A 14,253-nucleotide genomic window follows, 5' to 3' on the forward strand; every position below is an offset into this window, starting at 1 on the left:
ATCACTCTATCAGCGGTTTTCCAACTGCTATCAGCGAATCCGAATAACAGCATCTAATATCCCAATATAAAAAGCGATCTCAACATTTAGCTGAGATCGCCTTGTAATTATTTCACTATATCAAATCGCTTATAAGCTACTAATCTACTTGACCAGTAAGAATAGGTAACATCAGAAATTTCAACACCTTCAGTACCTGCATGAACAAACTTATTATTACCAAGATAGATACCCATATGAGAGATGCCTTCTTTATAAGTATTTTCAAAAAATACTAAGTCTCCAGCTACTGGATTCTTCACATGAGTGGTACTACTAGAATAGTAGCCTTCACTACTATTTCTTCCAATCTTTAAACCACCCTGGTTAAAAGCATAGAAAATAAATCCACTGCAATCTAGACCATCTGGTGTGTTGCCTCCATATAGATAGGGTGTCCCAACTAGCTTATTAGCTACCTCTACAGTTTTCTTATAAATGGCTTGTCCATTAGCCGTAGGATCTTTTGTCGTTTCTGTTGATGATGTACCCGCACCTGAAGTCACATTATTATGTATTGGATCCTCATCGGGGATGACAGCTACTGGAGAAATTTTTAACACTTGTCCAATATAAATCGTATCTTTCTCTAGGCCATTCCAAATTTTAATGTCATTTAGTGCCACATTATATTGTTTAGCAATTTTTGATAGCGTATCACCCTTACTTACGGTATGAGTAGCGATAGTTGGTTGTGCAGGTGTTGATGGTTTCGAAGGCTTAACCGTTTCACCATTCGTCTGTTTAGTAATCTCTAGTTTTTGTGCAACATAAATCGTATCTTGCGAGAGATTATTCCATTTTTTAATATCTTGAATAGTTACTTGATGGTTTTGGGCGATTTTGGATAATGTATCCCCTTTTTGTACTGTATATGTCGCCGCTTCTGCCGTTTGTATTGCGAAAAATGAAGTCGCAATAGTACTTAAAGCAAGAATTCTCCATTTTTTTGACTTTTGCATATCAAATTGCCTCCGTTCATGCTAGAATATTTCCTTGTGTGTCTATCATACTAAAAATTTGTGTATTCAGAAATCGGAAATACTGACTATTTTTCAAACAAATTATCAATCTTATAAAATACTACAGAATCCGACTACTTTACAACGATTAACTCGTTGCATGATTATCAATCATATGATAACATACACTTCTGTATTTAAAATTTTTAGAAAGTTTAATCTTTTCACTAATAAAGGAGTTTTTAATTTTTATGAAATTCATCAAAGAGAATCTAGCTGTAGGATTACTACTTTTTGCCTTATTCCTAGGAGCAGGAAATATTATCTTCCCACCATTATTAGGTCAACAAGCAGGAGAACATATAACAGTGGCAATGATTGGTTTCTTAATAACTGGTGTAGGTTTGCCATTACTTGCTATCGTCGCTGTTGCCAAAGCAGGAGGCGATTTACAACTACTTGCTAATCGTGTTAACCCAGTTTTCGGTATCATTTTCACTTCGATTGTTTATCTAGCAATTGGGCCATTTTTCGCAGTACCACGTACAGGCTCTGTGTCCTATGAAATCGGCATTGCACCGTTTCTTTCAGAAGCAGCAGCAGATCACTGGGCTCCACTATTCATTACTTCTGTTTTATTTTTTGCTTTAATACTTTATTTAGCCATAAACCCTTCTAAACTTGTAGATCGCGTGGGAAAAATATTAACCCCTGCACTACTGATTGTTATTTTATTACTAGCTGTTAAAAGCTTTGTAACGCCAATGGGCGAATCTAGTTTAGCCGTTGGAAAATATACAACTTCACCTTTTACTGAAGGCTTTATTCAAGGCTACTTAACGATGGATGTACTTAGTGCGCTTGTTTTTGGAATCGTTATTTTACAGGCATTACGTGGCATGGGTATGTCTGATACTAAAAAACAAGTCAAAACGACGATTTTTGCAGGAATTGTTGCAGCAATTGGTTTAGCATTTGTATATATATCACTTGGCTATATCGGAAATACAAGTGTTGATGCCATTGGTATATCAGATAATGGTGGTATCATCATTGCTAAGTCGGCTGACGTACTTTTTGGTAATCTAGGAAGTGTTATTTTATCAATTACCATTTTACTAGCTTGCATCTCGACTGCTGTCGGTTTGCTGACTGCCAATGCACAGTTTTTCAATAAACTATTCCCAAATATTTCATATAAAACATTTTTAATAGTTTTCACGATTTTCAGTTTAGCCATTACAAACGTTGGCTTATCTACGATTATTAATACATCTCTTCCTGTACTTTTAATTATCTACCCATTGGCAATGGTATTGATGGTATTATCACTTGTAGATAACTTCTTTAAAGGTGGACAAATTGTTTACATTTTAGCATTAATCCCAACATTCATGGTTAGTCTTTACGATGGCTTAAAACTAATGAATTTAAAAATAGTTCCTTATGAAAATTTCTTAAAAGCGTTACCATTATATGAACAGAGTCTCGGTTGGCTTGTACCTGCAATAGTGGGCGCAATCATTGGCTTTATCATTCATATTAGTTTCAAGAAAAAATAATTGCTTAAAAGACACATCTATCGATTACAGACGTGTCTCGGGCTGTAGACAGACTCAGAAAATTGAGTTTGTCTACAGCCTTTTTCTTTTAAATAGAAGTATCTATATGAACCGTTGATTTCCGCTACGGTGGACGCTTTTCGCGGGCACGGCTTCAGTCTCCTCGTCACTACGCTCCTGCGGGGCCTTCAGCACATGCTTTTCCCGCAGAAGTCGCCACCTGCGCTCCAATCAACTAGGGGTCGTCTATAGATGATTGAGGTGATGGCTAGGATAACGAACGAACAATAGTAATAATGAAAGAGATTAATTAGAAATGCTGACATCGGAAAACCATTGGACGTCCTATTTGGGCCCATCATGTGGAAGAAGTCGATCATTTACGTCATCAAAGTGACATGAAACAAACCTAAGCACGTCGAAAAGAAATCGATTAAACTTGTATTTGAAAGAAAAGCCATTCGTTAATATGGGCTATTTATAACGAATATTTCTGATAAAATTTCACAAGGTAATCGGCATGTGATCATTCTGAATACCTTTTGTCGTCAATCTGAGACACGTCTATCAATTTCAGACGTGTCTTTTTCTTAGTCGCAGATATATGGAAATTCATGTATAATATAGGGTATTAGAAATGAGGTGTCTTATGAAAAAAGCATTGTGGTCTTTGGTGTTCATTTTTAGCTTTTTTATCTTTCCATTAGCTAATGCTTCTGCGGCAAACAATGAACAGCTTGTAGCAGAAATAAAGGAAATTATTGCAGAAAACTATGTAGGTACGATGAATGGGAATGTACAAAACGGGAAAACAATCCCTGAAATTATCGAAATGCTAGATCCATATTCAACATATTTTACAAAGCAGGAATTTGAAGATTTCATGAATAGCATCAACTTATCTACGATTGGTATTGGTGTAGTTATCGAAGAACATGAAGATGGCATTCATATTTTGCAGGTAATTGAAGATGGCGGCGCTGCTGCTGCTGGTGTTGTAGCTGGCGATATTATAATTTCTATCAACAATCAATCTATTGTTGGACGTTCAACACAGGAAGTCTCTTCACTGCTTATCGGTAACGAAGGCTCACAAGTAAACATGACACTCTTACATGAGGACGGCAATACTTCAACAAAAACCGTCACCCGTAAAAAGTTTACATTACCCAATGTAGAATCTGCGTTACTATTTGGCGATGTCGGCTATATCGTTATGGCATCATTTTCAGAAGACGGTGCGACATTAGTGAAGGATGCCCTCATCCAATTAAAGCAACGTGGCGCTACTTCCTTTATATTAGATTTACAAAATAATGGCGGCGGGTATGTTACGACTGCTGAACAACTTACGGGTTTATTTCCAAAAGCAAGAATCGCCTATTTATTACAGGAAGCTCACGCATCTTATGAAGTACGTGCCTCTCATCAAAACATGAAATTCCCAGCAGATACACGGATTCTTGTTAATCGTTATAGCGCAAGTGCATCTGAAATGCTTGCCGCTTCTTTACAAGATCAACAATCAGCTATTTTATATGGTGAAACAACGTATGGCAAAGGCGCCATGCAAGGTTTTTATGAATTGCAAGATGGTAGCTATTTAAAACTCACAGTCGGCAAATTTACAGGCCCAGCTGGCAATGTAATAAATGAGATTGGCGTTAAACCCGACATTCAAACAAACACTGCACCTATTTTCCAGGCGCATTATGATGCCATTAAAGCACAATATACAGACTACCAAGAGTTAACTAGTTTAAAAAATGTCCCGACAACTAAAACATTTACAGTTAAATTCTCACAAGCCTTCTCAACACCCATTCCTGAAGGCAGTGTACAACTTGTCACTTTAGGTGGAAATGATATTCCCATTACCACAAAAGCTGATAAAGAAAATTCCTTAGTTGTTACACCAACTAAACCTTTAATTAAAGGGCAAGAGTATATGCTTGTTGTGCACCCAACTGTTCAAAAACCATCAGGTAACAAGCTTCAAAATGGAATTTATCTTCACATAGCTGTGGAAAGCTAAAAAATCCCTTTCTCCTTTAACTTTAAAGGAGAAGGGATTTTTTTAAATCAATTTCATAATTCACTTTCATATCAATACCGAATATTATTATCAAAAATAAAGTAATTATTCGTATCACATAGTTATATACCGTTATAGGCAAACGCTTTACGCGGGCAAGCACCGAGTCGTTTCTTTCACTGAGCTCAGTCCAAGGTCTCGACTGTCCAGCTGAGTCGCCACCTTACGCTTTCGTGTTTCTTTATAACAAAACTATTTATGAAATTAATTCATATAGTAAAAGATTGTCAATTATCAAGTTGAAATTGAGCTTGTATTATATCGTACTTATCTTTTCTTATAAAATATAACTGTACTAAATCTTTTGCTAGCTCACAGGGCTTGCTTTTTTGTTCTAGCAAATTTGTCAAGATTAGACGTTCAAATGAGCCTACTAAGCTATCTGCCAATGTTTTTAAATCTACTTCAATTAATTGAAAAAGACGTTCGCAATCATGACGGACTATAAGATGAATAAATTGTTGTGTAAGTTGCGATTTAATGACACAGGATTGTTCAGATTCAAAAAGGCCAATTTTTGTTAACCTTGGATTTTCAATAATGTACACGAATAACAAACATAATTTTTGCTCAAGCATTTTAATGAAGCTTTCTATTCCCCGTTCACCTGCCTCTGAATGTTCACTCATAATCTCATGAAAGCCTCGCTGAAATCTCTTATTCAGATCATTATAAAGTGATTGTTTGCTTTTAAAATACAAATAAAATGTAGGCTGTGTTAAATTAGCTGCTTTTACAATATCGCTAATTTTTGTATCATGATAGCCTTTTTCAGAAAATAGCTCCACAGCTTTATCAAGCAATAGTTGTTTACTTCGTTCACCATTAGAATTAATCTTTCTACCCCTTGCCATATTTCCCACCTTATTTCAGTCTTTAGTAGAAATATTCATGATGCACCCGATTCATTATCTCTGTCGCTTCGCACTCGACAGGGCATGCACCAAATCATATTGAATTCTCCATTTGCGTTTAAAACAGCCATTATTCAACACTAGTTTCATAAAATTTATTATAATACAACCCCTATTTTTTTACTATAAATTATTATTAATATGACAATTTTTTTATAAGGATTCACACAACGTATAGCATAAAAAAACTTTTCCAATGAACACTAATGGTTTTGACGTAATATTGATAAAAAAATGGGTATCATAGAATTTTTTCTATGATACCCACTTTACTTACTGCTGTTTTAAAAATTTTCTTTTTAACTTATCGCTAAATTCCTTTACTTCCTTTACGCCGAATAACAAGTAGGAGCCTACAAGTACTCCACTAAAAATAACAAGTCCTACAATGAAAGTTACCCACTTATAGTCAAACACTAAATAATGACTTGAAAAATACATTACAATTGTGATAATAATCATTGGTGGCATCGCTCTAAAAAATTGTAGCTCTTTGCTAAAAATACCCATTTTCAAATCATATTTAGGTCCAGCATAGGCAATTAGCATAATAAAGTTTGTCACTGCACTCACTAATGTACCCCAAGCAATTGCCTCAGCACCGTGATTATCCACAAGCAGCATAATAACGGCAATATTCACACCAAATACATTGATTAAGCTGAAGATAACGGGTGCCATTGAGTCACCCTTTGCATAGTAAAAACGCGTAATATACGTATTTGCGGCTAAGAAATACATGGATAATACGAAAATAGCAAGCACTGGTGCTGTAATGGCAGTCGATTTTGCACCAAAATTACCATATTGGAAAATTACTTGTATAAGGTTCTCTGAATAGAAATAAGAATAAATTGTTACTGGTATAAGTAACAATAATAGATAATGTAGCCCTTTAGAGTAAAGGCTCTTAATAGAAGCATGGTCATTATTCGCTTCTTTTAGGCTCAAAATCGGATAAATTACCGTTGTTACAGCTGTAATTAAAATAGCTTGCGGGAACTGCATAAGCTTCGAGGCGAAGTTAACAGAAGCAACGGCCCCTTCAGACAACATTCCAGCAAAAACACGCTGTAGCAAAGCGTAAAGTTGAATAGTGGCTCCGCCAAGCATGATCGGTAAAACCATAACCCATAATTGCCTCGAGGAAACATTTCGTTCAAAGGAAAAACCAACCTTATACGACCCTAATTTGCGATAGCCGATAATTAAAAAGTACACCATTATTGCCGCACTTACCAACGCACTAATACCGTATCCAATTGGTCCAATATAATCAGAACTAGATAATCCAACGGCAATCACTAAGAAAATTGCGTTGTAAATTAAAATGGCAAAACTGGATAAATGAAATTTCTCGTTCACATTCAGTAATCCACTATACCAGGAGGATAATACAAGTAATATAGATGATGGCATCATCCAATAATACAGATTTTTTGCTAAATCTAAATCACTCTGACTAAACCCCTTCTCGATTTTATCTTGATTAAATATTTCCATAATCGGATTAGTAAGAGCTAACATGATAATGGTCATAATTGAAACAGTTACCAAGACAATAGTAAATGACTGTTTAACAAATAATGCTCTGTCTGTTGTTTCCCGATTATAAATAGAAATGACAGCTGTGGTAAAAGCACCACCTACCACTAGATATAAAAAGTTAGGAATGGTGTAAGCTGTGAAGATACTATCAGTAATATGGGTACTACCGTATTGAAACCCGATAATCATTTCACGTAAAAATCCAAACACACGAGCCACAACATTAATAATCGCAACGGCTCCAATTATTTTCAAAAAATTATTCATAAGTCATCCCTACCTTCAATGGCTGACTTATAAATCGCTATACAGCGAGCTGTTATATTTTTTTCATCGTGAATGGCTAATACATTATCAACCGCATCACGATTCATATATTGTTCTTTTGGCGTGTTCACGGCACGCAGCATCTCCTCGGACAAGTCCATAGCGTTTTCAGGCTCTATTAAATGCCCTGCGCCTTCTCCAAGCAGTGATACTAGTCCACCTACCCTAGAAGCAATAACAGGTGTATCTGTTGCTAATGCCTCTAAAGCCACTAATCCAAAACCTTCTAAATGAGATGGTAATATAAAGACATCACTTGCTTGGAACCACTTCACTAGTTCTTGTTGTTTTAGTGGATCTATAAATTTGACGTCTTCACTGACTAATGGTTGCAAAGAATGGAAAAAGCCTTCATCTCTTCTAGAACCTACAATAATGAGCTCGATTGGACGGTTCACTTTTGTTTTTAACATTTGGAACGCCTGTAAAAGCTCTTCTACACCTTTTTGCTTAATGACATTCCCGACAAATAGGAATATAAATGGTTCCACCGCTAATTGTAGTTCCTGTCGTACTATTGCTTGGTTACCCTTTATGAATACTTCACGATTGACACCCATGCTAACAACAGAAATTTTGTCGGGTGCAATGTTAAAGTCTTGTTCAATTTGTTGTGCTAATACAGGACCTACCGCGATAACATGATTGCTTTCACGTAAGATGCTGGCTGTCCAATTGCGGATTCTAGTATTTTTCTTCGCCATGCGCTCAATGTCACCGCCATGAGCTGTAACAATGTACGGTATTCCAAACATTTTCTTTAATAGTAGCGACAGCATACCAGACGGAAAAACATAGTGTGCATGAGTGACATCGATTGACTTTCGATTTTTCAAGCCCTTCCACAGCGTAGAAATGCCCCATTTAGCATATTTCGTAATGGTGTTTTTCTTGCCTGTTGCAGGGTTTGAATTAACTGCTATATCAACGTCTAGTCCAGCTTTTTCAAGTGCTGTGACTTGGTTTTTCACAAAAATACCGAATGATAAATGATTAGATGTTGGATACATATTACTAATGACGAGTATTTTTTTCATAGACGTGTCACTGCCTTTTTCATTAATTCCTGACCATTCATGGCCTCTTTATGAATATGTGTAGCAATTTGTTTCGTCTCAGCAATTGATTGCTCCCAATTGCTACTTAGTTTGCCTACTAATGTGGCTAGAGCTTTCTCATCATCCGCTATATCCTGCATCTGAACACAACGATCTGAAGCGCCTACAAAAGACATAAAATCCTGTACTTTTGTATGATAAGATATTGCAATAATCGGTGTTTCCGCATTCGTTGCCAAAATAAGCGAGTGTAGACGTGTCCCAATGACAATATCCTGCTCTCCAGAAACTTCGAGTAGTCGCTCCGGTACCAAATTTTCTTCAATAATTTCTGTATGCGCATGTTGTAGCATTTTTTTCTGTATATCTTTCGTCACAGTGACATCCTGTGGAAATTTCGTAGCAAAAAATGTAATACGAACATTGTGCTCAGAGATGACATAATCTAAATTTTTCGCCATGCTTGTCACGTACGCATTGTATTTTTTAAGATTTCCCTCTGGCCAGTAGTTCGCATTATAAAATGGCACTGCAGACACGCCTATTTTCAATGGTTTTTCGGCGTAATTATCGCGAACCCCTTTTAATGTAAATGCTGGATCACCAATAATTTCTATTGGCTTTTTTACGCCAATACTTTGTAAAAGCTCTTTTGACTGAGGATCACGTACAGAGATACTAGCTGCATATCGACACATCGCACGAATACTAATTTTTCCAGAAATAGTATCAAGTGGTCCGGCGCCACATCCGTAAATAATGTAGGGAATATTACTTTGTTTGGCCATCATTGCATACGCTCCATACAGGTGAGCCTCACGTTTATAAAAATCCATTAAAATACCTCCACCACCAATAATGAGGAGGTCAAATGTTGAAACATATTGTTTATTGTTTTTATAAGTATGGATAAACGTTTTAACTAAATTGCTCTTTCTGTAATACAATGGATAGCTATGTACCCCATAACGCGCGGATGTTTGTTGTGTGTTATTACTAAAAACGGTAATGTCATCACTGGTTACCGAAAATGTTTGTTTTACTTGTTGAAGAATGCCGTATAATATTGATTCATCACCATTATTATCATTGCCGTAATTCCCCACAATGCCTATTTTCATTAAAAAACATCCTTTTACTTTTTAATACTGAGATTATACCACAATTGTACATTTTCTTTCTTTTTAAAAATAGTAAAAAAAAGGGGGAGTCCCGAAAGTCATCGAAACTCCCACTTTCTACCGCGAAACCACAATAGCATAGCGGCGAAAAAAAAGTGCTAAAAATTATCAATTTTATAAAGGATCATCTTACTAACTAATCCCTGTGAAACTATCAATTATTGGTGTATTGCTCTATAAAGGAATAGGCCAAAGTGTGCTCGACTAATTGCATCATTTGGCTTATAAATATTCCCATCATAGCCTGTTGTAATTTTATTCGCAGCTAGTTGCTGGATATAAGAGTAGGCCCAGTGATTTTTTGGTACATCTTTAAATGCAATGCTACTTGTACCTTTTAAGTCATAAGCCAACGCTACAATTTTCGCCATTTGTGCACGCGTCAATGTCGCATTCGGGTCGAAGGTATTATTTTCACGACCACTCATAATGCCAGCTTCCACAACTGCTGCAATTTGCTTATAGTACATATGGTTAGCTGGAATATCTTTAAAACTTGGATTTTTCACATTAGCTGTATTTAAGCCTAAGGCACGACTAATGATGACCGCTGCATGAGCACGTGTTAACTTGTCATTCGGTCTAAATGTACCATCTGCTTGTCCAGTAATGATATTATTAGCCGTTAAATACTCAATTTCTTTATAATACACATAATTATTTGGAATGTCCTTAAACAATGCTGCCTTTGCTACAGACACTGTAGCAACTTTACTTTCCGTTCCTAACGTAGCAATTACTTTACCAGTAGTACCTGCATTTTGTGCAGTAAATTTCCCGTCCTTAGTAATTGTACCGATGTTGCCTTCCACTGACCATTTCACTTGAGATGGATCATAGACTATAGCCTTGCCACTCTCATCCTTTGCATCTACTGTAAAGTTAACAGTTTCTCCAGCGCTCACAGTTTTAGAGCTTGGGGCAATGGTCATTGTTGTTGGTGCATCTACTACTTTGACTGGGAATGATTGCACAGCTGAGCCGTCATAGCCGATATAAATTCTTTCTTCGCCAGCTTTTGTTGCCGTGTAGTTTAAGCCATTAATCTTTAAAGTTTCATTTTGAGACGCTAGAGATAAGTGTCCATCTAGTGGAAGCGTCGTATGATTATCATCTAATACATATTGAACTGCTACGCTAGACGAAGCACCTACTAACATCGTTGCATTATTTGTGCTGTTTGAGAATTCTATATATTTTGCTTTGCCTGTTGGTGCCGTACTGACAGCTTGTAATGTTGCAGACACAAGGCGTTGTGTATTGCCTGAATTAGATGGGAGGTTCGCTAAAACGACATTATTGCTGCCATAATTTCGAATACCCATTGTTGTTGAGCCACCACCGTCTAAGTTAATGGCTCTATCGACACCAAGTGCAACTAAATAATTTGCTAGCTGGACCATATTCATCCCTTTACTATGGCTTTGACGACCATCGACTGTAATGAAATGTACAGTTTCTCCATTATTGCTTGTCGCTACAACTGTACGTGGTGCAACTTCTTTGGCACGAGAGCTTGATGTACTCATCATAATATATGGTTTACCATCTTTTACTAAGTAGGGACCACTCGCCAATATAAATTGCGCATTTTGCCAAAGTTGATCGATAGAGAAGTTAACACTCATTTCATCGCCAACGGCTACTTGGCTTAGTTTACTGTGCCATTCGCCACCTTGTAAGGATACGACAAAGCCAGTTGATGGAATAGTTAATTTTTCTTTCGATCCATATGCTTTAATTTGTGTTACTTTCCCTGTTAATGTTTGACCGAATGTATTTTCAGTAATTGGTGAACCTGTATCTACAACAATTTCAAAACCATATTCATTGGTATTTGTTGTTTTACTATAAAACTGTGGTGTGTAAATAATCGCTTCATAAATATTACGATCACGATTTAAGCCAGACATTTCGTAATTTGTTCCTTTATGCGAAAGTGTCACATCAAAATCAAAATAATCAATAGCGCCGCGACCATCTGAAGTCATCCCAAAAGCTGTTGGCACATTCATGTATTGGTCCGAGCCATTTGACACTGCACCACCATTTAAAATAACATTATTTTTAGCTAATAAAAATAATGGGTAGCCTTCTGACATATTATAAAAACTTGCATTAATAGCACCAACTACACGATTTCCCTCGCGTGAATGACGATTGGCATTCGCTACAGTCGATTCTTTTCCATTGACTGCTGCGGGCATGCCTAATTGTACTTCCGTCTCTTGATCTCCTACATTAATCGATAGATGGTTAATAGAATTTGTATAGGTATTGCTGTATGTATATTGTTTATACTGCACACCTTTTGAAAGCTCATAATCCTTCTTTATTGTTTGAAATGCATAAGCATTTAATGGACTAACAACCATTGACATCATGACAACTAAAATCAGTAAATTTTTTGCTATTCTTTTCATTTTTTGCGCTCCTCAATAATGTAGAGCCCTCACCTTCCCTTCGTATGTTTTACTTCTATAACATTAGCAAAAATATGCCAAAATAGCTATGGAACATTTAAGCTATTTTCCAGTTTTATATAATAGCCATGAAAACTATTTAATTTGTCGCATTTTACGATATTTCTAACATTTGCCCCTTATCTCTACTCTCTATCTTTGTTAAAATGGTGTTGAAGTTTAGGAGGGTAAAATATGAAAAAACTATCAATTATTGCATTTCTTTTAACATTAGTAGCCTCGCTATTTTGGCAACCCCAAATGGCATCTGCTGATGAACTTTCAGGGCATGCCCATGAAAATGGTCTTCGTTATTTAATTTCGAAAAGCGCTATCGTGCAAGATGCAAACGGAAGCTATCGACCAAACGACAATGTTACACGTAGCGAATTTGCTTCTTATTTATCAAAAGTACTAAAGCTAGAAGCGAACGACCGAAAAGTGTTTACGGATGTCCCAGATACAAATATGTATTTGACAGATATTCAGCTTGCTGCGACAGCTGGCATTATCACAGGATACGCTGATGGTACTTTTAAACCTGATGCCGCTATTTCAAGACAGCATATGGCGATTATGTTGGAAAGAGCCATAGATTATTTAAAAATCCCTAAAGGTACTTCGTCTATTACTTTTAAGGATAATGCATCCATTATTAAGGACTACCGACCAGCCGTGGCAGTTGGTGCTCATTTAGGAATTATTAACGGTTCTAATGGCTACTTTATGCCAGAAAAAAACGCCACAATCGGACAAGCTGCGACGTTCATTCAACGCTTAATGCTTCTATCTGGTGATTCAGCTCCCGACACATCTACGTACGCTATTAAAGAGATTGCAAATGGTACTCTTGTTGGTAATCAAGGCTTCCCTAGCTTTGATGCAGCTGATAAAGCACTAACAAAAAATACACAGGTCATCGTTCAAAAAGATAAAATTGTTAAAATGACTTCAGGCTATGTTGTCACAAATAAATATGTAGCGCTGAATTCTGAAACAATTAAAGACCAAATTGCAGTTGCAGGAAATACAGAAATGGAATATATCAGTAGTGACGCAACGCAAGTAAAAGTACGATTAGCTGGTCAAGTTGGCTATTTGAAACAGGCTGATGTTACACTAATCCCATTTTCATTAAGTAAAGGACGCTCTTACTATTCAAACGAAAATGGCGAAATCAAACACACATTATTTGATTACAATACAAATAAATATTCTTCAAGCTACGTGTACGGAAAAGCACCTGCCTTCATGAAGCAAGGTGAACAATACTTTAGCTGGAATGGTATTAATTTTACAAATGGCAATGGTTCCTCTAAGGGTGAAGCCTATAACTATTATCAATTTTTACCAGCGCGCGCAACAACACAATATACGGCTGAAGAACTAGATGCCTATATTATGAATAAACTAGCTGAAATTGAAAGTACGGGGATTACCCTTTACAAAGATGCAACAACGAAAAGTAAACTGATTGGCTTAGGCCAAACATTAAAAGAAGTTGAAGCAAATTCTAAAATTAATGCGATGCTTATTTTAGCACTTGCCCAACATGAAAGTGCTTATGGTATGAGTGATCATGCACAAAAATTAAATAACCTCTTTGGTTTATATGTATATGACACAAACCCTCTTAACAAAGAGTTTGAAAGTGTTGCTGTCAATATAAACGAATTGGTTGAGAAGTTCCTACAACCAAACTACATTACACCAGGTGGTTCACCTGGCAGAAACTACGCTAATGGTGCGGTAGTTGGTTCAAAAGCACTCGGTTTTAACGTAAAATACGCTTCAGATCCATATTGGGGCGCTAAAATCGCCGGACACTACTACCGTGCAGAAAAAGCTTTAGGCTTTAAGGATGCCAACAATCCTTATACAATCGGTCTAACAACTTCAAATGGCTTAAATGTTCGTACAGACGCATCGACTAGCAATAGCCCACTGTTCACGTATGCACGAAGTGGCATGCCTGTCATTGTAACGAACGCCGGCACAAATGGCTGGTATGAAGTACTTTCTGATAAACTTCATTCAGGTACAGCTTATATTAGCAAAGAGTATATACAAGTTATTAATACAGTAAAATAAAAGGAAGCCGTCTC

9 protein-coding genes are annotated in these 14,253 nt (G+C 36.6%); 3 read left to right on the forward strand and 6 right to left on the reverse strand.

What is annotated here, in order from left to right; genetic code table 11:
• Positions 1-107: 107 nt before the first annotated feature.
• Positions 108-1,001 carry a C40 family peptidase gene (locus ACOMCU_RS20610; RefSeq protein ID WP_010858052.1) on the reverse strand — a complete coding sequence of 298 codons (894 nt, stop codon included), beginning with the start codon at positions 999-1,001 and terminating at the stop codon, positions 108-110.
• A 251-nt stretch (positions 1,002-1,252) separates the two neighbouring features.
• Here ACOMCU_RS20610 and brnQ point away from each other — a divergent pair, with 251 nt between their 5' ends.
• Positions 1,253-2,563: a branched-chain amino acid transport system II carrier protein gene (gene brnQ / locus ACOMCU_RS20615; RefSeq protein WP_421051247.1), complete on the forward strand. Its 1,311-nt coding sequence runs from the start codon at positions 1,253-1,255 to the stop codon at positions 2,561-2,563.
• Positions 2,564-3,212: 649 nt separating this feature from the next.
• Positions 3,213-4,598, forward strand: a complete 1,386-nt coding sequence (locus ACOMCU_RS20620) for a S41 family peptidase (protein ID WP_421051248.1) — start codon at positions 3,213-3,215, stop codon at positions 4,596-4,598.
• Between the two features lie 287 nt (positions 4,599-4,885).
• Here ACOMCU_RS20620 and ACOMCU_RS20625 read toward each other — a convergent pair whose 3' ends face one another.
• The 5 genes from ACOMCU_RS20625 to ACOMCU_RS20645 form a co-directional block, all read right to left on the reverse strand.
• Entirely contained in the window at positions 4,886-5,512 is a 627-nt protein-coding gene (locus ACOMCU_RS20625; RefSeq protein ID WP_421051253.1) for a TetR/AcrR family transcriptional regulator, read from the reverse strand.
• A 333-nt stretch (positions 5,513-5,845) separates the two neighbouring features.
• Positions 5,846-7,387, reverse strand: coding sequence for a murein biosynthesis integral membrane protein MurJ (gene murJ / locus ACOMCU_RS20630; RefSeq protein ID WP_010858047.1), 1,542 nt, complete (start codon positions 7,385-7,387; stop codon positions 5,846-5,848).
• Entirely contained in the window at positions 7,384-8,484 is a 1,101-nt protein-coding gene (locus tag ACOMCU_RS20635; protein WP_421051249.1) for a glycosyltransferase, read from the reverse strand. Before ACOMCU_RS20635 ends, murJ begins: the two co-directional genes overlap by 4 nt.
• On the reverse strand, positions 8,481-9,626 hold the full coding sequence (locus tag ACOMCU_RS20640; protein WP_010858045.1) for a polysaccharide pyruvyl transferase family protein: 1,146 nt from the start codon (positions 9,624-9,626) through the stop codon (positions 8,481-8,483). The genes ACOMCU_RS20635 and ACOMCU_RS20640 overlap by 4 nt, the downstream gene beginning before the upstream one ends.
• A 218-nt stretch (positions 9,627-9,844) precedes the next feature.
• Positions 9,845-12,109 carry an S-layer homology domain-containing protein gene (locus tag ACOMCU_RS20645; RefSeq protein ID WP_421051250.1) on the reverse strand — a complete coding sequence of 755 codons (2,265 nt, stop codon included), beginning with the start codon at positions 12,107-12,109 and terminating at the stop codon, positions 9,845-9,847.
• 234 nt (positions 12,110-12,343) lie between these two features.
• On the opposite strand from ACOMCU_RS20645, the gene ACOMCU_RS20650 reads away from it, so the two are divergent.
• Entirely contained in the window at positions 12,344-14,239 is a 1,896-nt protein-coding gene (locus ACOMCU_RS20650) for an S-layer homology domain-containing protein (protein WP_421051251.1), read from the forward strand.
• The last annotated feature ends 14 nt before the right edge of the window (positions 14,240-14,253 follow it).

The organism is Lysinibacillus sp. UGB7 (assembly GCF_049058285.1).
Taxonomy (GTDB): Bacteria; Bacillota; Bacilli; order Bacillales_A; family Planococcaceae; genus Lysinibacillus; species Lysinibacillus sphaericus_B.

What these genes read in the sequence shown, in the direction of transcription:
- ACOMCU_RS20610 (WP_010858052.1), bottom strand. Translation starts at nt 1,001, where the DNA reads ATGCAAAAGTCAAAAAAATGGAGAATTCTTGCTTTAAGTACTATTGCG.
- brnQ (WP_421051247.1), top strand. Translation starts at nt 1,253, where the DNA reads ATGAAATTCATCAAAGAGAATCTAGCTGTAGGATTACTACTTTTTGCC.
- ACOMCU_RS20620 (WP_421051248.1), top strand. Translation starts at nt 3,213, where the DNA reads ATGAAAAAAGCATTGTGGTCTTTGGTGTTCATTTTTAGCTTTTTTATC.
- ACOMCU_RS20625 (WP_421051253.1), bottom strand. Translation starts at nt 5,512, where the DNA reads ATGGCAAGGGGTAGAAAGATTAATTCTAATGGTGAACGAAGTAAACAA.
- murJ (WP_010858047.1), bottom strand. Translation starts at nt 7,387, where the DNA reads ATGAATAATTTTTTGAAAATAATTGGAGCCGTTGCGATTATTAATGTT.
- ACOMCU_RS20635 (WP_421051249.1), bottom strand. Translation starts at nt 8,484, where the DNA reads ATGAAAAAAATACTCGTCATTAGTAATATGTATCCAACATCTAATCAT.
- ACOMCU_RS20640 (WP_010858045.1), bottom strand. Translation starts at nt 9,626, where the DNA reads ATGAAAATAGGCATTGTGGGGAATTACGGCAATGATAATAATGGTGAT.
- ACOMCU_RS20645 (WP_421051250.1), bottom strand. Translation starts at nt 12,109, where the DNA reads ATGAAAAGAATAGCAAAAAATTTACTGATTTTAGTTGTCATGATGTCA.
- ACOMCU_RS20650 (WP_421051251.1), top strand. Translation starts at nt 12,344, where the DNA reads ATGAAAAAACTATCAATTATTGCATTTCTTTTAACATTAGTAGCCTCG.